Annotated in this window: 18 protein-coding genes and 2 pseudogenes; 16 read left to right on the plus strand and 4 right to left on the minus strand. The window is 74.7% G+C overall.

Annotated elements, in window-relative coordinates:
• Nucleotides 1–10: 10 nt before the first annotated feature.
• Complete coding sequence (locus IE98_RS0108425) at nt 11–652, minus strand: TetR/AcrR family transcriptional regulator (protein WP_030266705.1); 642 nt, start codon at nt 650–652, stop codon at nt 11–13.
• Between the two features lie 195 nt (nt 653–847).
• Between IE98_RS0108425 and IE98_RS0108430 the strand changes: the two genes are divergently transcribed.
• Together IE98_RS0108430 and IE98_RS0108435 are read left to right on the plus strand one after the other, a co-directional pair.
• Nucleotides 848–2,173, plus strand: a complete 1,326-nt coding sequence (locus tag IE98_RS0108430; protein ID WP_030266708.1) for a glutamine synthetase family protein — start codon at nt 848–850, stop codon at nt 2,171–2,173.
• Nucleotides 2,174–2,175: 2 nt separating this feature from the next.
• The gene (locus IE98_RS0108435) at nt 2,176–3,252 is read left to right on the plus strand and encodes an amidohydrolase family protein (protein ID WP_234443452.1); all 1,077 of its coding nucleotides are present in this window, start codon (nt 2,176–2,178) and stop codon (nt 3,250–3,252) included.
• 157 nt (nt 3,253–3,409) lie between these two features.
• Here IE98_RS0108435 and IE98_RS42175 read toward each other — a convergent pair.
• Nucleotides 3,410–4,799: pseudogene (locus tag IE98_RS42175) on the minus strand (cellulase family glycosylhydrolase).
• 289 nt (nt 4,800–5,088) lie between these two features.
• Between IE98_RS42175 and IE98_RS42180 the strand changes: the two are divergent.
• The 3 genes and pseudogenes from IE98_RS42180 (at nt 5,089) to IE98_RS0108455 (ending at nt 10,102) form a co-directional block, all read left to right on the plus strand.
• Nucleotides 5,089–7,904 (plus strand): annotated as a pseudogene (locus IE98_RS42180) (glycoside hydrolase family 48 protein).
• A 208-nt stretch (nt 7,905–8,112) separates the two neighbouring features.
• Nucleotides 8,113–9,600: a S8 family peptidase gene (locus IE98_RS0108450; protein WP_030266712.1), complete on the plus strand. Its 1,488-nt coding sequence runs from the start codon at nt 8,113–8,115 to the stop codon at nt 9,598–9,600.
• Nucleotides 9,601–9,748: 148 nt separating this feature from the next.
• Nucleotides 9,749–10,102 carry a hypothetical protein gene (locus IE98_RS0108455; RefSeq protein ID WP_030266713.1) on the plus strand — a complete coding sequence of 118 codons (354 nt, stop codon included), beginning with the start codon at nt 9,749–9,751 and terminating at the stop codon, nt 10,100–10,102.
• A 110-nt stretch (nt 10,103–10,212) separates the two neighbouring features.
• On the opposite strand, the gene IE98_RS0108460 is transcribed toward IE98_RS0108455, so the two are convergent.
• The gene (locus IE98_RS0108460; RefSeq protein WP_030266715.1) at nt 10,213–11,106 is read right to left on the minus strand and encodes a HipA family kinase; all 894 of its coding nucleotides are present in this window, start codon (nt 11,104–11,106) and stop codon (nt 10,213–10,215) included.
• A gap of 126 nt (nt 11,107–11,232) precedes the next feature.
• Here IE98_RS0108460 and IE98_RS0108465 point away from each other — a divergent pair, with 126 nt between their 5' ends.
• From IE98_RS0108465 to IE98_RS0108505, 9 genes are all read left to right on the plus strand, one after another.
• Nucleotides 11,233–11,670 carry an SRPBCC family protein gene (locus tag IE98_RS0108465; RefSeq protein ID WP_030266717.1) on the plus strand — a complete coding sequence of 146 codons (438 nt, stop codon included), beginning with the start codon at nt 11,233–11,235 and terminating at the stop codon, nt 11,668–11,670.
• Nucleotides 11,671–11,846: 176 nt separating this feature from the next.
• Nucleotides 11,847–13,019, plus strand: a complete 1,173-nt coding sequence (locus IE98_RS0108470) for a glycosyltransferase family 4 protein (protein ID WP_030266719.1) — start codon at nt 11,847–11,849, stop codon at nt 13,017–13,019.
• A 284-nt stretch (nt 13,020–13,303) separates the two neighbouring features.
• Entirely contained in the window at nt 13,304–14,788 is a 1,485-nt protein-coding gene (locus IE98_RS0108475) for a sugar transferase (RefSeq protein WP_030266722.1), read from the plus strand.
• Nucleotide 14,789: 1 nt separating this feature from the next.
• A complete protein-coding gene (locus IE98_RS0108480; protein WP_078660850.1) occupies nt 14,790–16,118 on the plus strand; it encodes an O-antigen ligase family protein in 1,329 nt (442 codons plus the stop codon).
• Nucleotides 16,115–17,824, plus strand: a complete 1,710-nt coding sequence (locus tag IE98_RS0108485) for a lipid II flippase MurJ (RefSeq protein ID WP_052390273.1) — start codon at nt 16,115–16,117, stop codon at nt 17,822–17,824. Before IE98_RS0108480 ends, IE98_RS0108485 begins: the two co-directional genes overlap by 4 nt.
• Nucleotides 17,814–18,620 (plus strand): polysaccharide deacetylase family protein, encoded by an 807-nt coding sequence (locus IE98_RS0108490; protein ID WP_043173683.1) that lies wholly within the window; start codon nt 17,814–17,816, stop codon nt 18,618–18,620. The genes IE98_RS0108485 and IE98_RS0108490 overlap by 11 nt, the downstream gene beginning before the upstream one ends.
• Nucleotides 18,617–19,753 carry a glycosyltransferase gene (locus IE98_RS0108495; protein WP_043173684.1) on the plus strand — a complete coding sequence of 379 codons (1,137 nt, stop codon included), beginning with the start codon at nt 18,617–18,619 and terminating at the stop codon, nt 19,751–19,753. The genes IE98_RS0108490 and IE98_RS0108495 overlap by 4 nt, the downstream gene beginning before the upstream one ends.
• Before the next feature lie 35 nt (nt 19,754–19,788).
• Nucleotides 19,789–20,424 (plus strand): hypothetical protein, encoded by a 636-nt coding sequence (locus tag IE98_RS0108500; protein WP_052390274.1) that lies wholly within the window; start codon nt 19,789–19,791, stop codon nt 20,422–20,424.
• The gene (locus IE98_RS0108505) at nt 20,421–21,575 is read left to right on the plus strand and encodes a GNAT family N-acetyltransferase (RefSeq protein ID WP_052390275.1); all 1,155 of its coding nucleotides are present in this window, start codon (nt 20,421–20,423) and stop codon (nt 21,573–21,575) included. Before IE98_RS0108500 ends, IE98_RS0108505 begins: the two co-directional genes overlap by 4 nt.
• Here IE98_RS0108505 and IE98_RS0108510 read toward each other — a convergent pair.
• Nucleotides 21,552–22,637 (minus strand): glycoside hydrolase family 26 protein, encoded by a 1,086-nt coding sequence (locus IE98_RS0108510; protein ID WP_043173685.1) that lies wholly within the window; start codon nt 22,635–22,637, stop codon nt 21,552–21,554. The two genes, IE98_RS0108505 and IE98_RS0108510, sit on opposite strands and share 24 nt — an antisense overlap.
• A 367-nt stretch (nt 22,638–23,004) precedes the next feature.
• On the opposite strand from IE98_RS0108510, the gene IE98_RS0108515 reads away from it, so the two are divergent.
• Both IE98_RS0108515 and IE98_RS0108520 read left to right on the plus strand, forming a co-directional pair.
• Complete coding sequence (locus tag IE98_RS0108515; RefSeq protein WP_030266742.1) at nt 23,005–23,922, plus strand: hypothetical protein; 918 nt, start codon at nt 23,005–23,007, stop codon at nt 23,920–23,922.
• A gap of 198 nt (nt 23,923–24,120) precedes the next feature.
• On the plus strand, nt 24,121–25,719 hold the full coding sequence (locus IE98_RS0108520; protein ID WP_030266745.1) for an ABC-F family ATP-binding cassette domain-containing protein: 1,599 nt from the start codon (nt 24,121–24,123) through the stop codon (nt 25,717–25,719).
• Nucleotides 25,720–25,820 lie beyond the last annotated feature (101 nt).

The following is a 25,820-nucleotide window of genomic DNA, read 5'->3' on the forward strand; positions in this document are numbered from 1 at the left end:
GTCGGGTCGGTCAGTCGGCGCGCTTGAGGTCCTCGAAGGACGCGGCGCGGCCGGGAAGTGCGGAGGCCGCCGGCGCCCGCAGGCCGTCCAGGAAGACCTGCAGGTGGCGGTGGACGAACTGGTCGAGGTCGAGGCAGCCGGTGCCCGGGAGCGGGCGGGTGAGCTGGGTGACGCCGAGGAAGTAGTCGCCGACTCCGATGTCGGCGCGCAGCTGCCCGCTCGCGTGGACGCGGGCGATGAGCTCGGCGGCGGCGGCCTTGAGCTGCAGCAGGGCCCGCTCCAGCTCGGGGTCGTCGTGGTCGATGTGGTCGGAGACCATCGGGCAGAGTGCGCCGATGCGCTCGTCCGCGGCCGCGTGCGTGAACCGGGACAGGCCCTCGAAGGCGTCCGGCTCGGCGAGTCCGGCCTCCGCGTGCTCCAGCACCCTGGTCAGCACCGAGAGGGTGACGTGGTGCAGGAGCTCGCGCCGGTCGGAGAAGTTACGGTAGAGCGTGGCGTTGCCGACCCCGGCCCGGCGGGCGATCTCGTCGAGCGGGGCCTCCGCGCCGTGCTCCACGATCGCCTCGCGGGCGGCGGTGATGATCCTCGCCCGGTTGCGTTCGGCGTCCGCACGGAGCCGCTGGCCCGCCGGCTTGGCGCTGACCGTGGTCATCGGACTCCCTTCCCTTCCGGGGACTCGTTCCCCGTTTGTGCGGACACGGGGTTAAACGGGGAGTCGGTCCCCGGAAATTCCCCACCCGGTGTGACCTGCGACACATTCGCGTAGTTGGCCGGTTTCACCCTCCCGGGCAGCCCCCGCCGCGGGGCGATCCCCCGCCGCGGCCGCCCCGGACGGCAGCATGGGCGCATGGGCAGCGCGCACACGAGGGACGAAACGGTCGAACGGGCCGAGCAGGCCGCCGCGGAACTCGCCGGAGCCGGGGTGGACGCCGTCGCCCTCGGCTGGGTCGACAACGCCGGCATCACCCGGACGAAGGCGGTGCCGGTCGCCCGGCTGCCGCACGCCGTCCGCCACGGCATCGGCGCCTCGCCCTGCTTCGACTCCTTCCTCGCCGACGACTCGATGGCCCCCGGCGGCGGCCCCGTCGGCGACCTCCGCCTCGTCCCCGACCTCGACGCCCTGGTGCCGCTCGCCGCCCAGCCCGGCTGGGCCTGGGCCCCCGTCGACCGCCGCCGCCAGGACGGCGCACCCCACCCCGGCTGCCAGCGCTGGTTCGCCCGCCGCACCGAGCAGGCGCTCGCCGCCCGCGGGCTCGACGTGCGGGCCGCCTTCGAGATCGAATGGATCGTCGACCGGGACGGCGCACCGGAGGGCGGCTCCGCCTACGGCATGGACCGGCTGGTCGAGCGCTCCGACTACCTGCTGGACGTGCTGCGCGCCCTGGAGGCGCAGCAGCTCGCCGTGCAGCAGATCCACCCCGAGTACACGCCCGGCCAGTTCGAGGTCTCCGTCGCCGCGGACACCCCCGTCCGCGCCGCCGACACCTCCCTGCTCGTCCGGCAGACCGTCCGCGCGGTCTCCGCCCGGCACGGACTGCGCGCCTCCTTCGCCCCGGTGGTCGCGCCGGACGGCGTCGGCAACGGCTGCCACCTGCACCTCAGCCTCTGGCAGGACGGCCGGAACCTGCACGCCGGCGGCCCCGGCCCGCACGGCCTCACCGAAAAGGCCGCGGCCTTCCTCGCCGGGATCCTGGAGGAACTGCCCGCCCTGCTGCCGCTCGGCGCCCCCGGCCCCACCAGCCACCTGCGGCTGGTGCCCGGCCGCTGGTCCGGCCCCTACCGCTGCTGGGGCCTGGAGAACCGGGAGGCCGCCCTGCGACTGATCACCGGCTCCGCACCCGACCAGGCCAACGCCGAGGTGAAGTGCTTCGACGCCGCCGCCAACCCCTACCTCGCGGTCGGCGGCACGCTCGCCGCCGGACTCGCCGGACTCACCGCCGGCCTGAAGCTGCCGCCCGAGGTGCCCGGCGACCCGGCCCACGAGCCCGGCACCGAACGGCTGCCGCACGGCCCCGCCGCCGCCCTCTCCGCCCTCCGCGCCTGCGCCCCGCTGCGCACCGCCCTGGGGGAGGAGCTCTACCGCGCGGTGCTCGACGTCCGGGAGGCCGAGATCGCCCGCTACGGCGGGCTCGACGCCCAGCACCTGGTCGACGCCACCCGCTGGCGGTACTGACCGTGCTGGTCGACCACCACTGCCACAGCGTCGTCGCCGAGGACCTCGACGAGGCGGCCCTAGGCGCGCTCGTCACCGAGTCCGACCGGCCGCCCGCCCCCGGCACCTCGCCCTTCGACAGCGCGATCGGCCTCGCCCTCCGCCGCTGGTGCCCACCCCTGCTCGGACTGCCCGCACTCGCCGAACCCGCCGACTACCTGGCGGCCCGCCGGGAGACCGGCGCCGCGGAGACCACCGCCCGGATGCTCGCCGGCGCGGGCCTCACCGACCTGCTGGTCGACACTGGCCTCACCGAAGCCGGCGGACGCCCGCTGCTGCCGCCCGCCGACCTCGCCGCACTCGCCGGAGCCCGGCTGCACGAGGTGGTGCGGCTGGAGGCGGTGGCCGCCGAGGTCCGGGCGCCCGCGGCGCAGTGGCCGGACGCGGTCGCGGAGGCACTGGCCGAGGCCTGCGCCGGGGCCGTGGCGGTGAAGTCGGTGCTCGCCTACCGTGCCGGCCTGGACATCCCGGGCGGGCCGCCCGCCCGCTCCGAGGTGGTCCGGGCCGCGGGGGCCCGGCCGCCCGGCCGGATCACCGACCCCGTGCTGCTGCGCCACCTGCTGTGGACGGCCGTCGGCCTCGGACTGCCGATCCAACTGCACACCGGCTTCGGCGACCCCGACCTGAAGTTGCACCGGGCCGACCCGGCCCTGCTGGTGGACTTCGTCCGCGCGGTCGAGCCGGACGGCGTCCCGCTCGTCCTGCTGCACGGGTACCCCTACCACCGGCAGGCCGCCTGGCTCGCCCAGGCCTACCCGCACGTGTACGCCGACGTGGGGCTGACCCTCTCCTACACCGGGCCGCGGGCTGCCGCGGTGCTCGCAGAGGTGCTCGAACTGGCCCCCTTCGGCAAGGTGCTGGCCTCCACCGACGCCTACGGACTGCCCGAGCTCTACCCGGTCGGAACGGCACAGGTCCGCCGGGCGCTCGCCACCGTGCTGGACGGCTGGCAGACCGCCGGCGACTGCACCCCGGCGGACGTCCTGCGCATCAGCGAGGCGCTGGGATCGGCCAACGCCCGCCGCCTGTACGGAATCTGAAGGACACCACCCAGGTCGACCACCCAGGGCACGGGGATCTGCGCAGTCCGGGGGCGGGTGCCGCAACGAACCAGGGGTCGGCCCTGATCTGTCCGGTGCGCCACCGTCGAATCGCGCAGTTCCCCGCGCCCCCAGGGGGGCACCCGGTGCCCCGGCGTCAGCCGATCGCGCGGAAGTGGTCCCGCAGGCCCGCGCCGAAGTTGGTCGCGGTGCCGTCGTAGTTGCTGATCAGCGAGGGGCCGGAGCTGCAGTCCCAGGTGTTCCAGGTCCAGCCGAGGTAGCCGAGCTTGCGGGCGTCCAGCCAGGCCATCACCTGGTCGATGAAGCCGTGGCTGCAGGTGTTCTCGCCGATCTCGCCGACGACCAGCGGGACCTTGGCAGCCACCGGGGCCAGCGTGGAGTCGAAGCAGGACGTGCTGGAGCAGGTGTTGAAGTTGTACACGTGCCAGGCCGCGGCGAGGTTGCCGGTCGGATCGGTCGGCCGGTAGGTGAGCCACTGGCCGAGGTCGTTGGAGTAGGCGAGACCGCCGAGCATGATGACGTTCTTGGCGCCGGTGGCCCGGACGGTGTCCACCAGCGTCTGGAAACCGCTGACCTGGTACGGGATGCCGGGGCAGGCGCTGCCGCCGTCGCGCCAGCAGAGCCAGCCCTGGGTGGTCGAGGACTCCGAGCGGTCCGGGTAGGGCTCGTTGAACAGGTCGAAGACCACCTGGTCGGTGTCCTTGAAGGTGTCCGCGACCGAGCTCCAGAACGGCACCGCGTTGGCGCCGGGCATCGGCTTCTGGCAGGTGGCGTTGACGTCCGCGCAGCCGGAGGAGTTGCCGGTGTACTGGCCGCGGCTCCAGTGCATCTCGACGATCGGGGTGAGCCCCGCGTTGCGCAGGGCGTCCACCCAACCCTTGATCGCCGAGCGGTAGCTGGCGCCGGCGTACTCGGGCTTGACGTTGCTGGTGCCGATCCAGCAGTCCTCGTTGAGCGGGACGCGGACGGCGTTGGCGTGCCAGCTCTTGATCGCCGCGATGGCCGCGGAGTCGACCGGGCCGTCGAAGAAGCCGTAGCCCTGGACGCACATGAACTCGGTGCCCGAGCGGTTGACGCCGTGCAGGGTGACGGCCGTGCCGGACTCGTTCACCAGCGAGGTGCCCGAGACGTGCAGGGCCGGGGCGCCGGTGCTGCCGGTGGGCGAGGACGAACTGCTCGGCGAGGCCGAGCTGCTGGGGGAGGCGGAGGCACTCGCGGAGGGCGAGGGCGAGGGCGAGGCCGAGGCGCTGGCCGAGCCGGACGGGGTGGGGCCGGTGCCGGTGCAGGCGAGTCCGTTCAGCGCGAACGAGGTGGGGGCCGCGTTGCTGCCGCTGTACGAGAAGTTGGCGCCGGCGGTGACGGACTGCCCGGCGCCGATGCCGGCCGCCCAGGCCGGGTTGGTGACGGTGACGTTCTTGCCGGACTTTGATCTTCACATTGGCGGTGAAGCCGGAGCCCCAGTCGTTGGTCGTGTAGTCGACCGTGCAGGCGGTGGTGGCGGCCGCGGCGGTGCCGGGGCCGACCATGGCGAGCCCTGCGGCGGCGGTCGCGACCAGCGCGGACCCCAGTGCCAGGGCGGTGGTGCGGAGGGACATGTCCACTCCTCGACGAGAGTGCTTCATGGGCGCGCTCCCACAGGCCCGGGCTGAAACATAGCCAGCGGTACGGGAGTTGCCAAGCCTCCCGGCTGCGCAATCTCTTGACATGGCTGTAACGCGTCACCATTCTTGGGAGCGCTCCCACAGATCCGCGCACTGAAGCGAGAGCCGTGCATCGCCGCCTCGCCGTCGATCTCCCCCACCTTCAGGAGCCGTGATGTCACCCCCCGCCATCTCCCGCACCACCCGTGTGTCCACGCTCGGTGTGGCGCTCGCCGTGCTCGCGGCCGGCCTCACCACCATGGTCGCGAACCCCGCCGCGGCCGCCGTCCTGCAGTGCTCCGTCGACTACAGCACCAACGACTGGGGCTCCGGCTTCACGGCCAACGTGAAGATCAGCAACAAGGGCGCCGATGCGATCAACGGCTGGAACCTGACCTACGCCTACACCGGCAACCAGACGCTGTCCGGCACCGGCTGGAACGGCACCTGGTCGCAGTCCGGCAAGAACGTCACCGTCACCAACCCGGCCTGGGCGGCCGGCACGCCGCCCCCACGGTCGCGCTCACCAGCCCCTCGGCGGGTGCGAACTACGCCGCCGGCGCGGCGATCCCGCTGGCCGCCAGTGCCGCCGCGGCGGACGGCGCGTCGATCAGCAAGGTGGAGTTCTACGACAACACCACGCTGATCGGCACCGCCACCACCGCGCCGTACACCTTCAGCTGGACGGGTGCCGCCTCCGGCAGCCACTCCGTCTACGCCAAGGCGTACGACAGCCTCGGCGCGACCAGCGAGTCGACCCCGGCCGGCATCACCGTCGCCGCCGGTCCGTCGATCACCGCGGTGCCCACCACCCTGTCGGTGACCCAGGGCAAGACGGGCACCTTCGCCCTGAAGCTGTCCTCGCAGCCCAGCGGCAACGTCACCGTCACCACCACCCGCACCTCGGGCAACACCGGGCTCTCCATCAGCTCCGGTGCGACGCTCACCTTCACCCCGTCGAACTGGTCCACCGCGCAGACCGTCACCCTGGCGGCCGACGCGGGCTCCACCGGCTCGGCGAACTTCACCTCGACCGCCACCGGCTACACCGGCTCGGTGGTCACGGTGACCGAACTCGCCGCCGGGACGGGCGTCTACGACGACCGCTTCCTGCAGCTGTACAACAAGATCAAGGCACCGGCGAACGGCTATTTCTCGCCCGAGGGCATCCCCTACCACTCGGTGGAGACCCTGCTGGTCGAGGCGCCGGACCAGGGCCACGAGACCACCTCCGAGGCCTACAGCTACCTGCTGTGGCTGGAGGCGCAGTACGGCCGGGTGACGAAGGACTGGTCGAAGTTCAACGCGGCGTGGACGCTCATGGAGACGTACATGATCCCCACGCACGCCGACCAGCCGACGAACAGCTTCTACAACGCGAGCAAGCCGGCGACCTACGCCCCCGAGCACCCGCTGCCCAGCGACTACCCGTCGCAGATGGACAGTTCGGTGACCCCGGGCAACGACCCGATCGCCGCGGAGCTGAAGTCCGCCTACGGCACCGACGACATCTACGGCATGCACTGGCTGCAGGACGTGGACAACGTGTACGGCTACGGCAACTCGCCCGGCAAGTGCGAGGCCGGCCCGACCGACACCGGACCGTCCTACATCAACACCTACCAGCGCGGCCCGCAGGAGTCGGTCTGGGAGACGATCCCGCAGCCCACCTGCGACAAGTTCGCCTACGGCGGCAAGAACGGCTACCTGGACCTGTTCATCAAGGACACGTCCTACGCCAAGCAGTGGAAGTTCACCGACGCCCCGGACGCCGACGCCCGCGCCATCCAGGCCGCCTACTGGGCGGACACCTGGGCCAAGGCCCAGGGCAACGGCTCGCAGGTCGCGACCGCCGTGGCCAAGGCCGGCAAGATGGGCGACTACCTGCGCTACTCGTTCTTCGACAAGTACTTCAAGAAGATCGGGAACTGCGTCGGCCCGACCGTGTGCGCGGCCGGCTCCGGCAAGACCAGCGAGCACTACCTGCTGTCCTGGTACTACGCCTGGGGCGGCGCCACCGACAGCAGCGCCGGCTGGGCCTGGCGCATCGGCGACAGCGCCGCGCACGGCGGCTACCAGAACCCGATGGCCGCGTACGCCCTGGTGAACAACACCGCCATGGCGCCCAAGTCGGCCACCGGCAAGACCGACTGGACGACCAGCCTGGGCCGCCAGGTCGAGTTCCTGCAGTGGCTGCAGTCCAGCGAGGGCGCCATCGCGGGCGGTGCCACCAACAGCTGGGACGGCGCCTACGCCACCCCGCCGTCCGGCACCCCGACCTTCTACGGGATGTACTACGACGAGGCGCCGGTCTACCACGACCCGCCGTCCAACCAGTGGTTCGGCTTCCAGGCCTGGGGCGTGGAGCGGCTCGCCGAGTACTACTACGCGAGCGGCGACACCAAGGCCAAGGCCGTGCTCGACAAGTGGGTCACCTGGGCGCTGGCGAACACCACCTTCAACAGCGACGGCAGCTTCAAGATCCCGTCCACGCTGGCCTGGACGGGCAAGCCGGACACCTGGAACGCGAGCGCGCCGGGCAGCAACGCCTCGCTGCACGTGACCGTCGTCGACCAGACCAGTGACGTCGGCGTGGCGGGCTCGTACGCCAAGCTGCTGTCCTACTACGCGGCGAAGTCCGGCAACGCCGCGGCGAAGACCGCCGCGCAGAAGCTGCTGGACGGGATGTGGGCCAACAACCAGGACGCGCTGGGCATCTCCGTCCCGGAGACCCGCACGGACTACAGCCGGTTCAAGGACTCGGTCTCCGTCCCGTCCGGCTGGACGGGCACCATGCCCAACGGCGACCCGATCAACTCGGCGTCCACCTTCCTCTCGATCCGCTCCTTCTACAAGAACGACCCGGCCTTCGCCAAGGTCCAGTCCTACCTGGACGGCGGCGCCGCGCCGACCTTCACGTACCACCGCTTCTGGGCGCAGGCGGACATCGCGACCGCCCTCGCGACCTACGGGGAGCTCTTCAACTCCTGACGGCGGCACGGGGTTCGACCCCGGCGCGACCTGACGGACAAACAGGACAGGTGCCCGGCCCGACTGACAGCGGGTCGGGCACCGCTGTTGTGCGCATTTCGTGTCGGTGGTCTTGCGGATCACCGCGCGCGTTCAATAGCGTCCGGTCCACCTCACGTGCCACCGCCACCAGCGGGGCACACTTCGAGACTCCGGAGGGTCAACCCCTATGAGTGTTCCTCGGATACGCCGGACCAGGACGGCGGCGCTGGGCCTCGCCCTCGCCACCGCGGGCGCGATCGCGCTGCCCACGGGGACCGCCGCCGCGGCCGGCGCCGCGGACGCGCCCGGCCCACTGCTCAGCTACGTGGTGAACACCAAGGCCAACCACGGCCAGGTGAAGAAGGCCGAGCGGGAGATCACCGCCCTGGGCGGCACCGTGGTCGTCTCCTACGAGCAGATCGGCGTGGTCGTCGCCCGCTCCACCGACAAGGACTTCGCCGCCAAGCTGCGCTCCTCGAAGACCGTCGAGTCGGTGGGTGCCAGCCGCACCGCCGGCATCGTCCAGAGCAACGACGTGGAGGTGGCCGAACCGGCCGCCGTCCCCGCCGCCGCGCCCGCCGACGGCTCCGAGCCGCTCTGGGCGAACCAGTGGGACATGCGGAAGATCGGGGTCGACAAGGCCCACCAGAAGACCCTCGGCAGCCGCCGGGTCGTCGTCGGCGTCCTGGACTCCGGCATCGACGCCACCCACGAGGACCTCGCGCCCAACGTCGACGCCTCGCTCTCCGCCTCCTGCATCAACGGCGGCAAGGCCGACACCTCCTGGCAGTCCTGGCAGCCCACCTCCAGCGACCACGGCACCCACGTGGCCGGCACCATCGCCGCCGCCAAGAACGGCAAGGGCATCGAGGGCATCGCCCCGAACGTCCGCCTCGCCGCGGTCAAGGTCGTCGACGACGGCGGGTTCATCTACCCCGAGTACGCCGTCTGCGGCTTCGTGTGGGCCGGTGAGCACCACTTCCAGGTGACCAACAACAGCTACTACATCGATCCGTGGATGTTCAACTGCAAGAACGACCCGGACCAGGCCGCCATCGTCACCGCGGTCCGGCGGGCCGTCGCCTTCTCGCAGCGCAACGGCGTGCTCAGCGTCGCCGCCGCGGGCAACGAGAACATCGACCTCGCCCACAAGACCACCGACACCACCAGCCCCGACGACACCACCCCCGCCCCGCGGCCGATCGACGGCAACTGCCTCTCGCTGCCGACCGAGCTGCCCGGCATCGTGGTGACCACCTCCGTCGGTGACAAGGGCGACAAGTCCTTCTACTCCAGCTACGGCCTCGGCAAGGCCACCGTCGCGGCCCCCGGCGGCGACTCCCGCTACCAGCTGCCGGACACCCCCGACAAGAACGGCCGGGTCCTCTCCACCGTCCGCGGCAACAAGTACGCCTACATGCAGGGCACCTCGATGGCCTCCCCGCACGCCGCGGGCGTGGCCGCGCTGCTCGCCTCCACCCACCCGTGGGCCGGCCCGGACGAGCTCCGCGCCATGCTGCAGCACCAGGCCGACGACCACTCCTGCCCGGCGACCTTCGACCCCAGCGGCGACGGCGCCTGGAAGGCGGTCTGCGAGAGCGCCGGCGACGCCAACGGTTTCTACGGCGCGGGCATCGTGAACGCCGACAAGGCCGCGGACTGGTGGCGCCTGTGACGTCCGTGACGTCGGTGACGTCCCGGGCTTCCGCCGGCTGAACGACGGACGAACTCCCCTGCCCCGCCCGAGTATCCGTACTCAGGCGGGGCAGGGCCGTGTTCGGCGACCCTCGGTACGGGGGCCGACGGGACGGGGGGTGGTCGGAATGACCGGGACGGCCGGGACGGACGGACGGCGCAGGGCCGGCGCGGTGCTGGTGCTCGCGGGCAGCCTGCTGGTCGCGGTGCCGGGGCTGGTGCTGCTGGCGGTCGGCGTCTGCGTCGGGGTGGGCGGGACGGCCGCGGCCGGGGCGGGCGACTGGCTGCGGGCCGGACTGCTCGTGCTCGGCGGCCCGCTCGCCGGCCTGGCCGGGGCGGCACTCCTGCTGTGGACACCGCGGGTACGCCGGCTGGACGCCCTGGAGCGGGCCGCACTGGTGGCCTTCTGCCTCTTCTGCGGCACCCTCACCGAGGGCCTCCTCCTCGCCGCCGGCGCCGCACCGGTCCCACCCTTGTATTGAGAGTGAGCCAACAGGGGCACGGAGAACTGCGCAGATGTGGTGCACCGCCCAGGGGCGTGGTGCCACCTGAGGTCGCGCCCCGGAGGTGGTGCCCCCGTCGGATGATCGGGTCAGCCGATGTGGCGGGTCCAGTCGGATTCGACCTGGGCGAGGCCGTGGCGGTTGGGGACCTGCTTGAGCCAGGCGGGGCGGGCGGCCATGGTGGCTGCGGCGCGGCGCTCCTCGGCGGCCCGCAGCTCCTCGGGCGAGGCGAACTCGGTCGGCAGCCAGGCCGCGGACCCTGCCGCCCGCTCGGCGAGGTGCGCCACGTACGCGTCGCGGACGGCCTGCGGCGAGTCGAAGCCGGGTTCGTCGGCCAGCCAGGGCTCGGGCACCAGGTCGACCACCTCGCGCAGCAGCTCCCCGGTGACCCGCGGAGCGAACTCCTCGTCGGCCGCGGCCACCGCCGGCCGGAACGCACCCAGCGCATGCGCACTCATCGGGTACGGCTTGAGCACCGAGGCTGCCGCACCGGACCACCGGTGATGGAAGATCAGCCCGGCGCCGTTGTCGATCAGCCAGAGCCGCCGGTGCCAGACCATCAGGTTGGGGTTGTGCACGGTGCGGTCGACGTTGCCGGTGAGGGCGTCCAGCCAGACGATCCGGCCGGCCTCCAGCGGGTCGACGGGCAGGGCGCCGGGGGTGAAGTCACGGGCGCCCGGCAGCAGGTCCATGCCGAGGTTGAGCCCGGCGCTGCCCCGCAGGATGTCCTGGATCTCGGTGTCCGGTTCGTGGGCGGCGACCGCGGGGTCGAAGTCGACCAGGACGAGCGGCGGCACCCGCAGCCCCAGCCGGCGGGCCAGCTCGCCCACGATCACCTCGGCGACCAGGGCCTTCGCGCCCTGCGCCGCGCCGGTGAACTTGACCACGTAGGTGCCCAGGTCGTCCGTCTCGACCACGCCGGGCACCGAGCCGCCGGCGCGCAGCGGATCGAGGTAGCGGAGGGCGGTCACCTGATCGAGCACACCGGCAAGCCTAACCCGGGCCCCGGGGTGAGTCGCGGGTCCGGCGGGGCCGGTGTGGTTGGCTTGGGCGCGTTCGGCCGGCGCCCCCCGAGCGGCGGCGGCGAAGTCCAGTGAAGGAGAGCCCCCATGGGCAAGGTCCAGGCCACCACCGAGCGGGTCTACCAGGCGTCCCCGCAGCGGGTGTACGAGGCGCTCGCCGACTACGCCACCGTCCGGCCGCGGCTGCTGCCCGAGCAGTACAGCGAGTACGAGGTCCGCGCGGGCGGCACCGGCGCCGGCACCCAGGTGCACTGGCGGCTGCAGGCCACCGAGAAGCGGGTCCGCGACTGCCTGTTCACGGTGACGGAGCCGCGCCCGCTGACCCTGGTGGAGACGGACGCCAACTCCAGCATGGTGATCACCTGGACGGTCACCCCGGCCGGTGAGGGCGCCAAGGTCCTGGTCGACGCCTCCTGGCAGGGCGCGCCCGGCATCGGCGGCTTCTTCGAGCGCACCTTCGCCCCCAAGGGTTTGAACCGGATCCACGGCGCGGTTCTCGACCGGCTCTCCACCGAGGTCGAGTAGCCGTCGAGCAGCCGCCCGGCGGCCGTCCGCCGGTCGGTCGCCGGTCGGTCGCGCAGCCGTACGGCCCTGCGCACACCCGTGCGGACGGCCCGCGCCGTACGGGTGGTGCACCTCCCCGGGACGGGTGATCCCGGGGCTTTCCGGCTTCGGCCCAACCTAGGCTCGCGGCCGTGTATCTGACGATCCTTCATGCCGCGCAGCCGGTCGACGGCGGGGTGGCCCGGGTGGTGGTGGACCTCGTCCGCGGTCAGCGCGCGGCGGGCCACCGGGTGCTGCTCGCCTGTCCGCCCGGCGGGCGGCTCGGTACGGAGGCGGCCGCGGCCGGCGCCGAACTGCTCGACTGGCCGGCCGGGCGGGCGCCGGGCCCCGCCACCGCGGGGGAGGTGCGGCGGCTGCGCCGGATCGTGCGCGCCGCCGAACCGGACGTGCTCCACCTGCACAGTGCCAAGGCCGGACTGGCCGGCCGGCTGGCGGTGCGCGGGTCCGTCCCCACGGTCTTCCAGCCGCACGCCTGGTCCTTCGCCGCCGTCGAGGGCGCGGTGGCCCGGGCCACCCTGCGCTGGGAGCGGTACGCCGCCCGCTGGGCGCACGCGCTGCTGTGCGTCAGCGAGCAGGAGCGGGCCGACGGCGCCGCGGCGGGGATCGCGGCCGCCTGGCGGGTGGTGCCGAACGGGGTCGACCTGGAGCACCACGGGCCCGCCGGCGCCGCCGACCGGCGGGCCGCCCGCGCCGCGCTCGGCCTGGCCGGCGCCGGCCTGGACCCGGACGCCCCGCTCGCCGTCTGCCTGGGCCGGCTCTGCCGCCAGAAGGGCCAGGACGTCCTGCTGGACGCCTGGCCACGGGTGGCCGGGGCGGTGCCCGGCGCCGGTCTGGCCCTGGTCGGCGGTGGGCCGGACGAGGCCGCCCTGGCCGAGCGGGTCCGGGCGCTGCCCGGGCCGCGCCGGGTGCTGATGGCCGGCGGGGTGGGCGATCCGCGGCCGTGGCTGGCCGCCGCGGACCTGGTGGTGCTGCCGTCCCGCTGGGAGGGCATGGCGCTCGCCCCCCTGGAGGCGATGGCCGCCGCCCGCCCGGTGCTGCTGACCGACGTGCCCGGGGCCCGCGAGTGCCTGCCGCCCGGGGGTGCCGCGCCGCCGGTGCCGCCCGGGGACGCGGCCGCGCTGGCCGAACGCCTGGTCGAGGAGCTGGCCGATCCGGACGCCTGTGCGCGCCGCGGCGGCCTGGCGAGGGCGCACGTGGCGGACCGGCACGACGTCCGCCGCACGGTCGAGCAGGTGGAGGCGGTGTACCGCGCCGTGCTGCCCGGGCGTCCGCCCGGTCGCCCCGATTCCCGTGTCCCCCACGGATTCTGATCGTTTATCCGACCGTGGGAGCCCCCGCGGGCCGCTGCCCAGTCCGCAGCCGCCGCCGGGTCGGGGGCGCCGCGTACGAGTCGTCCGACAGTCCGACCAATGAGCAGGTGGCATGACACGGCACGTCAACTCGCCGCAGTGACAACGGCGATCGCTATTGTCTGATTTTGCCTGATTCGCACCTGTTCGGAGGGTCCACTTCGTCGTGCCCGGCACCGGGCACGGTTCGGGCCGGTCGGCCGCCCCCGCGACCGCGGGTACACCACAGGGGAGTTCGCGCACCGATGACCATTGACCACGAGAGCGTGCCGCGGCCGGGGGGCCCGCTGTCGGCCCGGCGGCGGCTCGGCACCGAGCTGCTGGAGCGGCCCGCCGCAGGTCCCCGGGCGCGTCCGGCACCTCAGGTCGGCCGCCACCGCCGGCCGCTGCGCTCTCGGGTCGCCCTCCCGGCCGGACTCCTCGGCTGCGACGTCCTCGCCCTCGCCGCCGCCGCGGCCCTGACCGCCCCCGGCCCGCCGCCGCTGGCCGCCGCGCTGCTCGGCCTGCTCCTGCCGCTGAACCTGGCCGGCGGCCTCTACCGCAGCCGGCTCACCGTCTCCGCGCTCGACGACCTCCCCGCCCTCGCCGGCCGCGCCGCCGTCTCCACCGCCTTCGCGGTCACCCTGGCCGCCTGCCTCGGCCGGTTCGTCCCCGGCCCGGCGGCGCTGTTCAGGTTCGCCGGCCTGCTCACCGCCTTCACCCTGCTCGCCTGCCTGGGCCGGGCCGCCGCCTACGCCCTGCTGCGCCGCGCCCGCCGCCGGCGCCCCAGCCCGACCCTGGTGCTCGGCGCCGGCCAGCTCGGCCAGCGGATCGCCGCCGTCCTGCTCGACCACCGCGAGTACGGGCTGCGGCCGGTCGGCTACCTGGACTCCCAGCCCGTCCTGCTCGCCCCGGACGCCCCGCTGCGGCTGCTCGGCGGCCACGACGCCCTGGAGAGCCAGATCCGCCGCAAGCGGATCCACCACGTGATCGCCACCGAGGGCGCCGCCGACGACGCGGCCACCGCCAGCGCCCTGCGCACCGCCGCCCGGCTCGGCTGCCGGGTCTGGGTGGTGCCGCAGCTGCGCGAGTACGCGGCCCTCGGACGGCGCGGCACCGACCAGCTGTGGGGCTTCCCCTGCCTGCCGCTGGAGCGGCCAGCCGTCCGCCGCCCCGGCTGGGTCGCCAAGCGCGCCCTGGACATCGCCGCCGCCGGGTTCGGCCTGCTGCTGCTCTCACCGGTGCTGGCCGCCTGCGCGCTCGCCGTCCGCTGCGACACCGGCCCCGGGGTGCTCTTCCGCCAGCAGCGCACCGGCCTGGACGGCCAGGTCTTCACCCTGCTGAAGTTCCGCACCCTGCGCCCCAGCAACGAGCACGAGTCGGCCACCCGCTGGAACATCTCCCAGGACCACCGGATGGGTGCCGTCGGCCGGCTGCTGCGCCGCACCTCGCTGGACGAGCTGCCGCAGCTGTGGAACGTCGTCCGCGGCGACATGAGCCTGGTCGGCCCCCGCCCCGAACGCCCCTACTTCGTGATGCGCTTCGGCCAGGCCTACCCCGAGTACCAGGACCGGCACCGCGTCCCGGCCGGCCTCACCGGCCTCTCCCAGGTCAACGGCCTGCGCGGGGACACCTCCATCGAGGACCGGGCCCGGTTCGACAACCGCTACATCGAGAGCTGGAGCCTCTGGCAGGACGCCAAGATCCTGCTCCGCACCGCCGTGCTGATGCTCCACCCGGACGGGAGCTGACATGGCCTCAGGCGTCCGGGCCGCCCGCACCGCACCGTTCCCGCAGTGGTGGCGGCTGCCCGCGAGGCCCCGGCCCGTCGCGGCGGCCGCGGCCGCCACCGTGCTGCTGGTCTGCGTGCCCACGGGGGAGAAGGACGTCACCGCCGCCGTCCACGTCACCCCGGCCGACCTCGCCTCGCTGCTGCTGGTCGCCCTCACCGCCGTCGACCTGCTGCGCGGCCGGGCCCGGCTGGACCGCACGGTCTGCCTGCTGTTCGGCGCGGTGGTCTGCGCGGCCGCCGCCGCCACCCTCGCCTCGATCGACCCGCAGGCCAGCACCACCGGCTTCGTCCGGCTGGTGCAGATCTTCGTCCTGGTGCCCGCCGCCGTCGCCTGCGCGCTGCGTACCCGCCGCGACCGCCGGCTGGTGCTGGGCGCCTTCGTCGCCGCCGCCCTGGCCGAGGGCGCGGTCGGCGCGCAGCAGTACCTCACCCGCACCGGCGCCTCGTACGCAGGCCAACCGGTCCGCGCCGTCGGCACCTTCGGTGCGCTGGACATCATGGCGATGTCCACCGTGGTCAGCTTCGGACTGCTCGCCGCGCTCGCCCTGGCGCTCGGCGAACGCGGCCCCGGCGGCCGGCCCGCCCTGCGCCGGGCGCTGTACGCCGCGGCCGCGCTGCTGACCTTCCCGCTCGCCGTCTCCTTCAGCCGCGGCAGCTGGATCGCCTGCGCCGCGGCCGTCGCCGTGCTGATGCTGCGCGCCGACGCCCGGCTCGCGCTGCGCTGCGCCGTGCTCGGCGCGGCCGCCGCGGTGGTGCTGGTCGGCGGATTCGGCCTCGGCGCCTCCGGCGTCGCCGAACGGCTCGGCAGCATCGGCTCGGTGCAGGCCGCCCCCGACCAGTCGGTCAGCGACCGCTACGACCTGTGGGCGACCGCCGGACGGATCTGGCAGGACCACCCCGCCACCGGCGCCGGGCCGAAGGCCTTCCAGCAGCTGCGCGACGGCCACGCCCCGCTGCGGCTCTCCTCGGGCAGCGACGCCGAGGACGCCACGATCGGCTTCCAGCGCGAACCGCTGCTCTCGCCGCACAACATGTACTTCCTGGTGCTCAGCGAGCAGGGCCTGCTGGGCATCACCGCGTACGCGGCGCTCTTCCTCGCCCTGCTGGCCGGCTGCCTGCGCCGGGCCCGCGGCAGCGGCGCCCTGGCCGCGCTCGCCCTGCTGGTGTGGATCCTCGTCGACTTCCTGTACGCGGACATCGGCGGCACCACCACCGTGCTGACCTCGGTGGTGCTCGGCCTCGCCGCCCGGGCCGCCTTCCCCGGCCCGGCGGACCCGGAGGCGCGATGAGCGGCGACCGTCCGGCCACCACCGCCCGGCCCGCCCGCGCCGCCGTCCCGGGCCCGCGGCACGCCGCCGCCCGGACCCGGCGCGGCGGCTTCGTCGCCCGTGCCTTCGGCGTGACCGCGGTGCTCAGCGCCGCCGGCTCCGGCCTCGGCCTGCTCCGCGACCTGCTGCTCGCCCGGTACTTCGGCGCCACCCGGGGCACCGACGCCTTCCTCGTCGCCTGGACGGTGCCGGAGACCGCCGCGCCGCTGCTGATCGAGGACGCGATGGCCTTCCTGATGGTCCCGGCGTTCAGCCTGGCCCTGGTGCTGCGCGAGGAACGCCCGCACGGCCCGGACCCCGTCCGGCAGCTGGTGCGCGCCACGCTGCCCTGGCTGCTGGTCGCGCTGTGCACCCTCACCCTCGCCGCGGCGGTCGGCGCCGGCCCGCTGGTCCACCTGCTCGCCCCCGGCCTCGCCGACCCCGCGCTCGCCGTCACCTGCACCCGGATCACCGCCCTGACCGTGCTGCCGTTCGGCGTGGTCGGCTACCTCTGCTCGATGCTCCGCGCCCACCACCGGTTCACCGCCCCGGCCGGCATCTACGTGGCGTACAACCTGGGCATCCTCGCCGTGCTGCTCGGCGGGCACACCCTGCTCGGGGTCCGCTCCGCCGCCCTCGGCGTCACCTGCGGCAGCCTGCTGATGGCCGGACTCCTGCTGGTCGCCGCCCGGCGGCTGCGCGGCGGCGGCCGGCGGACGGCCCGCCCGGCCCGCGGCGCGGCCGCCGGCGGCCTGGTGCTGATCCCGCTCGCGATGCTGCCCGTCGCCGCCTTCACCCTCACCCGGCAGGCCCAGGTCTTCGTCGAGCGCTTCCTCGGCTCGGGCCTGCCGCCGGGCACCATCTCGCACCTCAACTACGCCGCGAAGGTCTCCCAGCTCGCCATGACGGCGGGCATCCTGATCGTCACGGTGACCTTCCCGCTGGTCGCCCGGGCACTGGCCGCCGGGGACCTCGCCGCCGCCCGCGACCGGGTGGAGAAGGACCTCGGCCAGGCCGCCGCGGTCGTCCTGCTCGGTACCGCCTTCCTGATGGCCTGCGCGCCCTCCGTCGTCGCGCTGCTCTTCCAGCGCGGCGCGTTCGGCGCGCACGACACCGCCGCCACCGCCGAGGTGATCCGGGTCTACAGCTTCGGCCTGCCGGCACAGGCGCTGATCGGCGTGATGGTCCGGCCGTTCTTCTCGCTGCGTCCGGTGGTCCGCCGGGCCGGCGACCCGGAGCCGGCCGGGCTGCGGCCGCTGGACTGGTACCCGGTCGCCGCGATGGCCGTCGGCCTGCTGGTCACCGCCGGCGTCGGACTCGCCGCCACCCCGCGGTACGGCGCCCCCGGCCTCGCGGCCGGCAACGCGGCCGGCATCACCACCGCCGCGGTGCTGCTCCTCCGCGGCCTGCTGCTGCGCGGCATCGCGCTGCGCCTGCCCCGGGTGCTCGGCGGCCAGGCCCGGCTGCTGGCCGCCGCGGTCGGCGCCGCCGCGGCCGGTGCGGTGGCCGCCGCAGGCCCGTCCTCGCCGCTGCCGGCCACCCTGCTCGGCGGTCTCACCGTCGTGCTCGTCTTCGCCGGGCTCGGCACGGCCCTCGGCGCGCCCGAGGTCCGCGGCCCGGTGCGCGCCCTCCTCCGGGCCGCGGGCCCGGTCACCCAGGCTGCTGAGAGGAAGCCCCATGGACGCTGAACCGGCCCCTGGCCCCGCCGTGCCCGCCCAGCCGCACCCGGCCAGGACGGCGCCGTGGATCCTGATGTACCACTCGATCACCCACGAGGAGCACGACCCGTACCTGCTCACCGTCAGCCCGGAGCGGTTCGCGGCGCAGATGGCCTGGCTGGCCCGGAGCGGCCGGCGCGGGGTGAGCGTCCGCGAGCTCCTCCGCGCCCGGGCCGCGGGCGCCGCCGCCCGGCTGGTCGGGCTGACCTTCGACGACGGCTACGCCGACTTCGCCCGGTACGCCGTCCCGGTGCTGCGCCGGCACGGCTTCACCGCGAGCGCCTACGTGGTGCCCGACCTGCTCGGCGGCCACAACGGCTGGGACCCGGACGGCCCGCGCAAGCCGCTGCTCACCGTCGACCAGGTGGTCGAACTCGCCGCCGCCGGATGGGAGATCGGCTCGCACGGGCTCTCCCACCGCAGGCTGCCCGGCCTGTCCGCGGACGAGCTCGCCGACCAGGCCCGCGGCAGCCGGCGGGCCCTGGAGCAACTGGTCGGCGGCCCGGTCACCGGCTTCTGCTACCCGTACGGGGCGGTCGACCGGCCCGCCGCGGACGCCGTCCGCGACGCCGGGTACCAGTACGCCTGCGCCATCGAGCACGGCGAGCTCACCGGCCGGTTCGCCCTGCCGCGCTGCTACGTCGGCGACCGCGACGGCGCGCTGCGGCTGCTCGCCAAGCAGGGCCGGCACCACTGGCGGGACGCAGTGACCGGCCTGCGCGGCGGAGCCCCGGTGCCGGCCGCCCGCCAGGAGGCCGTCCGGTGAAGGTCCTGCACGTGGTCACCGGCCTCGCCGCGGGCGGCGCCGAGCGCCAGCTGCACCTGCTGCTGCGCCACCTGCCCGACCGCCACCACTGCGAGGTGGCCACCCTCACCAACCCGGGCACGGTCGCCGATGCGCTGCGCGCGGACGGCTTCGCCGTGCACGAGCTGGACATGCGCGGCAACCGCGACCTCGCGGTGCTGCCGCGGCTCACCCGGCTGATCCGCAGCCGGCGCTACCAGGCCGTGCACACCCACCTCTACCGGGCCGGGCTGTACGGCCGGCTCGCCGCCCGGCTGGCCGGGGTACGGACGGTGCTGGCGACCGAGCACTCGCTGCACCCCGGGGTGATCGAGGGCCGGCCGGCCGGCCGCGGCGTCCGGGCGCTCTACCTGGCCGCCGAACGCCTCGGCCGGACGACGGTCGCCGTCTCCGGGCAGGTCGCCGGGACCCTGCACGACTGGGGCGTGCCGCCGCACCGCGTCCACCTGCTGCCCAACGGCATCGACGCCGCCGGGTACGCCGTGCCGGTCCGCACCCGGGCCGCCGTACGGGCCCGACTCGGCCTGCCGGAGCGGGCGTTCACGGTCGGCGCGGTCGGCCGGCTGGTCCCCGGCAAGCGGTTCGACGTGCTGGTGGAGGCGGTGGCCGCACTGGCCGCCCGGCCCGGCCCGGACACCCGGCTGCTGATCGTGGGGGAGGGGCCGGAACGCGCCGCCCTGGAGGCCCGGGCCGCCCGGGCCGGGGTGGCCGCGGTGTTCACCGGCGAACGCGACGACGTCCCCGAACTGCTCGCCGCCGTGGACGTGCTGGCGGCCCCCTCGACCGAGGAGACCTTCGGGCTGACGGTGCTGGAGGCGCTGGCGGCCGGTCTGCCGGTGCTGCGCACCGCCTGCCCGGCCCTGGACGCGCTCGGCCCGGACGCCGCCCCCGGCGCCCGCCGGCTGCCGTCCACCGCCGCGGCCTACACCGAGGCCCTGGACGGGATGCGCGCCGCGCCGCCGGGCCGGCTGCCGCCGCCGCCCGCCGTCCACCACTACGACATCGCGCGGATCGCCGCCGAACTCGCCGACCTCTACGACCGGCTCGGCCCCGCCCGCACCGCGCTGCCGAGGCCTGCCGCCCTGCGGGCCTGAACGCGCGACACCACCGACCGAGTCAAGGAGTTCCGATGTCCGAACCGCGCCGATCCGTCCGGGCCGCCGTCCGCCGCTGGTGGCCGGTGGCCGTCGCCGTCCCGCTGGGCGCCGCCGCCGGCGCCGGCTACGCCGCCGTCGCACCCACCGCCTACACCGCCAACTCCTACGTGGTGGTGGTCGCGCAGAACCCGGGGGAGGGCGCGACCGCGGTCAACTTCGCCCAGGCGTACGGCCGGCTCGCCGGACAGCCGCAGGTGCTGGTGGCGGCCGCCGCGAAGACCGGCCGCACCGTCTCCGCCCTGTCGGAGAGCGTCCGGGGCACCACCTCGCCGGACGCCCCGATGATCGAGATCACCGGCACCGGCCCGCGCGCCGCCGACGCGGTGCGGGCCGCCGACGCGGTGGCCGCCTCCCTGATCGCCTTCGCCAACACCAGCAGCCAGGACACCGGGGTCAAGCTCGTCCCGCTGGCCGGGGCAGCCTCCCCCGACGGCCCCTCCTCGCCGTCCGCGGCCCTGGACACCGCGGTCGGCGGGGCGGCCGGCGTGCTGGTCGGCGCCCTCGCGATGGCCGCCCGGCGCCGCCCGGCCGGGTCGGCCGGCGCGGACGCCGCCGTGCAGGTGCCCGGGCAGCCGGTGGAACGGCAACCCGCCGGGGCCGTCCGATGACCACCGACACCCCCGCCCCGGCACGGGCCGAGGCCGCCGTCGGGCTCTGGACGGCCGAGGTGGACCGCGGGGACGACGCCCTCGACCGGATCGCCGCCGAGTGGGACGGCCTCGCCACCCGGTGCCGCACCGCGACCCCGTTCCAGGACGGCGCCTGGCTGCGCTCCTGGTGGCGCCGGTACGGCCGGCCGGGCGCGCTGGTGCTGGTGCTCGTCCGCCGCGACGGCCGGCTGGTCGGCGCCGCGGCCCTGCGCCGCCGGGGCGCGCTGGGCGGTCTGACCAACCTCGGCGGCGGACTGGTCGACTTCACCGACGTGCTGCTCGACGACGACTGCCGCGGCCGGGCCGCCGCCGAACTGGCCGCCGCCCTGCCGCTGCGCCGGCCCTGGCACAGCCTGGAGCTGCGCGAGGTGCACCCGGAGGCGGCCGTGCAGCAGGTGCTCGCCCACCACCGCGGCACCACCCGGCGCTTCCGGGACTCGCTCTGCCAGCACCTGCCCGCGCTGCCCGTCGAGGAACTGCTCAAGCGGCTGCCCGGCAAGACCGCCCAGCGCAGCCGGGTCAAGCTGCGGAAGATCGCCGCCTCCGGGGTGCAGGTGGACACCGCGCCGCCGGAGGAGGTGCCGCAGGCGGTGGCCGACCTGCTGCGGCTGCACTTCCTGCAGTGGCAGGAGCGCGGGGTCACCGCCGAGCACCGCACCGGGCGGTTCGCGGCGCACCTGGCGGAGTCCACGGCCTCGATGGCCGCCCGCGGCCGGGCCGCCGTGCACCGCTTCCGGCTGGACGGCGAGCTGGTCGCGGTGAACCTGGTGGTGCTCTGCCCGTCCTTCGGCGGCCTCTACCTGTACGGCGCCCATCCGCGGCTGCGCGAGCGGCTGGACATCGCCGGCCTGCTCTTCGGGGCGGCCCTGGACGAGGTCCGGGCGGCGGGCATCCCGGTGCTCAGCCTGCTGCGCGGCCAGGAGCCGTACAAGCAGCGGTGGCGTCCGGACGCGCTGCGCAACGAGCGGCTGGTGGTGGGTCCGCCGGGCCCGGCCCCGGCGGCGGCCCTGCTCGCCCTGCGGGTGCTGGCCCGGCAGGCGGCGGTGACGCTGCTCGCCACCCGGCTGCCGCGGGTGAAGGAGGCGCTAGCGGCGCGCCGGCGCGCGTGAGGAGACGCCGCCCGGCGCCCCCTTCGAGCCGGACAGCAGCTGACGGAAGACCGCGGCCGACCGCGGGTTGCGGTCGCAGCCCCAGAAGCCGTGCGGACAGTAGTCGGTGACGGTCTGGTAGGCGGTGTCGTGGGTGCGCATCCACTCGATCATGCGCCGCACGTACTCGGGGTTGTCGCCGTTGCGGAACAGCCCCCACTCCGGGTACGAGACCGGCTTGCCGCGCCGGGCGGCGAACTCGACCTGGTCCTGCAGCCCGTAGGGCTCGGTGACCATCTCCTCGAAGGAGGCGCCGGCCGGCATGTCGTAGGCGTCCATGCCGATGATGTCGACCACGTCGTCGCCCGGGTAGCAACGCGTCCAGGGGATCGCGTCGAGCCCGCGGGTGGGGGTGAAGTCGAAGCGGAAGTGCTGGCCGGGCACCGAGCGCATCACGGTGACGATCCGCCGCCAGTACGCCTTCCAGGCCGCCGGGTCGGGTCGGCAGCGGGAGCTGTAGGTGGTGCCGTTCATCTCCCAGCCGGGCGTGAGCACGGTGTCGCCGCCGCCGAACGCGACGAGCTTGCGGGCCAGTTTGAGGAAGTGCTGGTCGAACTCGCCCTTGTTGGCGCGGGCGAGCAGCGCGGCCACCTGCCCGTCGCTCAGGTTGCCCTCGTTGGGCACCAGCATCGGCACGCCGAGGACGAGGGTGCGGGCCGGGTCGCGCAGCCGCCACTGGGACCACAGGCCCAGCACCTGGTTCTCGCCCTCGACGTCGGCCCAGCCGTTGCCCGCCAGGTAGGTGTGGCCGACCTGCAGGTCGGCGCCGCGCAGCCAGGTGGAGAGCTTGGCGATCTGCGGGATGTAGGTGTCCCAGGACCCGACGAAGGCGCCGAACGGCACCTCGTGGGGCGGTTGCAGCACGGCGGGCTTCGGGGCGGCCCCGCGCCGGCCGTCCTCCGCGCCGTCCGCGGAGAAGACGTCGTGCCGCGCGGTCTGGCTGAGCGGCGTGCCCGAGGGCACGCTCGCCGTGGTCAGCAGCAGCAGCGCGCTGGCGGCCAGCGCGAGTCGGCCGAATCGCATGGGGCACTCCGGGAGCGGTGCGGGGGCGGGTGCTGCTGGTCCGACAGTAATCCCACGCGGCGTCAGAAATATCCCATATCACCCGAAAGTGGCGGTTCGTACGGACGCCCGCCCCCCGGCCGGTGCGGTGGCCCTCACCGGGCCGCCGGGCAGGCCACGCACAGTGATCATCGCGGTGCGGCCTGTACCACCTGTGTAACAGTCGCCCCGCCCGCCGGGCCGCCCGGACGGCCCGGCCGGGCCGTGCACCGCGCCGCCGAACCGCAGGTCGCGGGGGGACGGCCGGGGCCGCCGTGACGCTGCGCACATCCGTGGGGCGCCCCGAATTCCGGCTGACGTACAGGCGTGCGGCGGGTACGCTCCGCCCGTGTCCTGGAAGCCGCTGCGAAGCCTGACCCGCCGATCCGTGCTCCCCGCGCTCGCCGCGCTGCTCGTGCTCGGCGCGGGCGCCGCCGCGCACGCCAACCGCCCGGTGCCGTTCGGCGACCGGGTCGCGGAGCCGGGCGTCGCGGACGCCAGCCCGGTCGGTGCGCAGGTCCTGGACGCGGGCGCGCTGGAGCTCAAGGTCGGTCCCGGCCTGGAGGCGTACGACCGCGCGACCGGCGACCACCTCTGGTCCTACCGCCGCGAGGACGCCACCGCCCTGCACCTCGCGATGGCCGGCGAGAGCGCCGTCGTGGTCTGGGACGACGGGCTGGTCACCTCGGTGCGCCCGAGCGACCACCAGGTGCGCTGGCACCGCGCGGTGCCGGGCCTGGCCGACTGGCTGCGCGCGGACGGCGAGCCCGGCGCCGCCGACCGCACCGAGGAGCAGAAGCGGGCCACCGCCGTCCGCCGGGCCGCCGCCGCGCTGCAGACGGCCCTGGAGGACGAGCCCTGGGTGGCCGTCGTCACGCCCTCGCTCACCATGGGCTTCCGCGACCGCGACGGTGACCTGCGCTACAACTCCCGCCCGCCGCAGGGCTGCTCGTACGACCCGCTGCGCGCGGTGCACACCGACAACGCCGTCCTGGTGCCGCGCACCTGTGTGACCGGACCGAACACCGGCAAGCTGCTGCCCGGCGGCGTCAACGGCTTCCGGCTGGCCGGCCGCGGCTGGCAGCTCAACGCCGGGCCGGAGGTCGTGCTCAAGCGCCTGGACGCGCACCGGGTGACGGTCGAGGACGGCCCGATCCTCGGCACCAAGGTCTTCGACACCCGGCGCGGCGCCCCGGAGACGGTCTGCACCAGCCCGGCGCTGCCGTTCGCGGCGGTCGCCCCGCAGGGGGGCTGCCCGACGGGCTGAGCGGCGGTCGGGGCGGGCTGCACCGGGCACGGGCCACGGGGGAATCCCCGGCCGCCCGGTAGACTGGGCCGTATGGCTGTGTTCCCCGGGCAATAGGCGCCGGTCGGCGAGCATTCGAAGGCCCGCCGCCGCCCCGCCCTTCCGCCTGCATTCCGCCCGGCCGCCAGGCCCCGCCCCCGTCCCTGGAGAGACCCAGCCATGATTTCCGCGAACGCCCTGGAGCTGCGTGCCGGCGCCCGCGTCCTCATCGAGTCCGCGTCCTTCCGGATCGCCCCCGGCGACCGGATCGGCCTGGTCGGCCGCAACGGCGCCGGCAAGACCACCATGACCAAGGTGCTGGCCGGCGAGGGCCTCCCGGCGGGCGGCACGGTCACCCGCACCGGCGAGGTCGGCTACCTCCCGCAGGACCCGCGCACCGGCGACCTCGACGTCCTCGCCAAGGACCGCATCCTCTCCGCCCGCGGCCTCGACACCGTGCTGCGCAAGATGCGCGAGAACGAGGACCGGATGGCGAACGGCCAGGGCGCCACCCGGGAACGCGCGATGAAGAAGTACGCCAACCTGGAGACCGAGTTCCTCACCAAGGGCGGCTACGCGGCCGAGGCCGAGGCGGCGACCATCGCGGCGGCGCTGGGCCTGCCGGACCGCATCCTCAACCAGCCGCTGCACACCCTCTCCGGCGGTCAGCGCCGCCGCGTCGAGCTGGCCCGGATCCTCTTCTCGGACGCCGACATCCTGCTGCTCGACGAGCCGACCAACCACCTCGACGCCGACTCGATCGCCTGGCTGCGGGACTTCCTGAAGACCTACAAGGGCGGCTTCATCGTCATCTCGCACGACGTCGACCTGGTCGAGACGGTCGTCAACAAGGTCTTCTACCTGGACGCCAACCGCGCCGCCATCGACATCTACAACATGGGCTGGAAGCAGTACCAGCAGCAGCGCGAGGACGACGAGAAGCGCCGCAAGCGCGAGCGCGCCAACGCCGAGAAGAAGGCCGCCACCCTCAACGCGCAGGCCGACAAGATGCGCGCCAAGGCGACCAAGACCGTCGCCGCGCAGAACATGGCCCGCCGCGCCGAGAAGCTGCTCTCCGGCCTGGAGCAGGCGCGGGTCTCCGACAAGGTCGCCAAGCTGCGATTCCCGGACCCTGCGCCGTGCGGCAAGACCCCGATGACCGCCTCCGGCCTGTCGAAGTCCTACGGTTCGCTGGAGATCTTCACCGACGTCGACCTGGCCATCGACCGCGGCTCCAAGGTGGTCGTGCTCGGTCTCAACGGCGCCGGCAAGACCACCCTGCTGCGGATGCTGGCGGGCGTGGAGGAGCCGGACACCGGCGAGGTGATCCCCGGCCACGGCCTGAAGATCGGCTACTACGCCCAGGAGCACGAGACCCTGGACCCGGACCGCACGGTGCTGGAGAACATGCGCTCCTCCGCGCCGGACACCGACCTGGTGCAGATCCGCAAGATCCTCGGCTCCTTCCTGTTCTCCGGCGACGACGTCGACAAGCCGGCCAGCGTGCTCTCCGGCGGCGAGAAGACCCGGCTCGCGCTGGCGACCCTGGTCGTCTCCAGCGCCAACGTGCTGCTGCTCGACGAGCCCACCAACAACCTGGACCCGGCCAGCCGCGAGGAGATCCTCGGCGCGCTGCGTTCCTTCACCGGCGCGGTCGTGCTGGTCACCCACGACGAGGGCGCCGTCGATGCGCTCCAGCCGGAGCGGATCATCCTGCTGCCGGACGGCGTCGAGGACCTCTGGAGCCCCGCCTACGCGGATCTCGTCTCGCTCGCCTGAGTGCCGGACGGAATGCCGGACCGGGCTGCGCTCCGGATGCCGATCCCGGCGCCGAGTAGACACCGGATCAGCTGATCTTCGTAGAAATCCCGGTCCCGGGA

This window comes from Streptomyces sp. NRRL B-24484 (assembly GCF_000717715.1).
Classification (GTDB): domain Bacteria; phylum Actinomycetota; class Actinomycetes; order Streptomycetales; family Streptomycetaceae; genus Kitasatospora.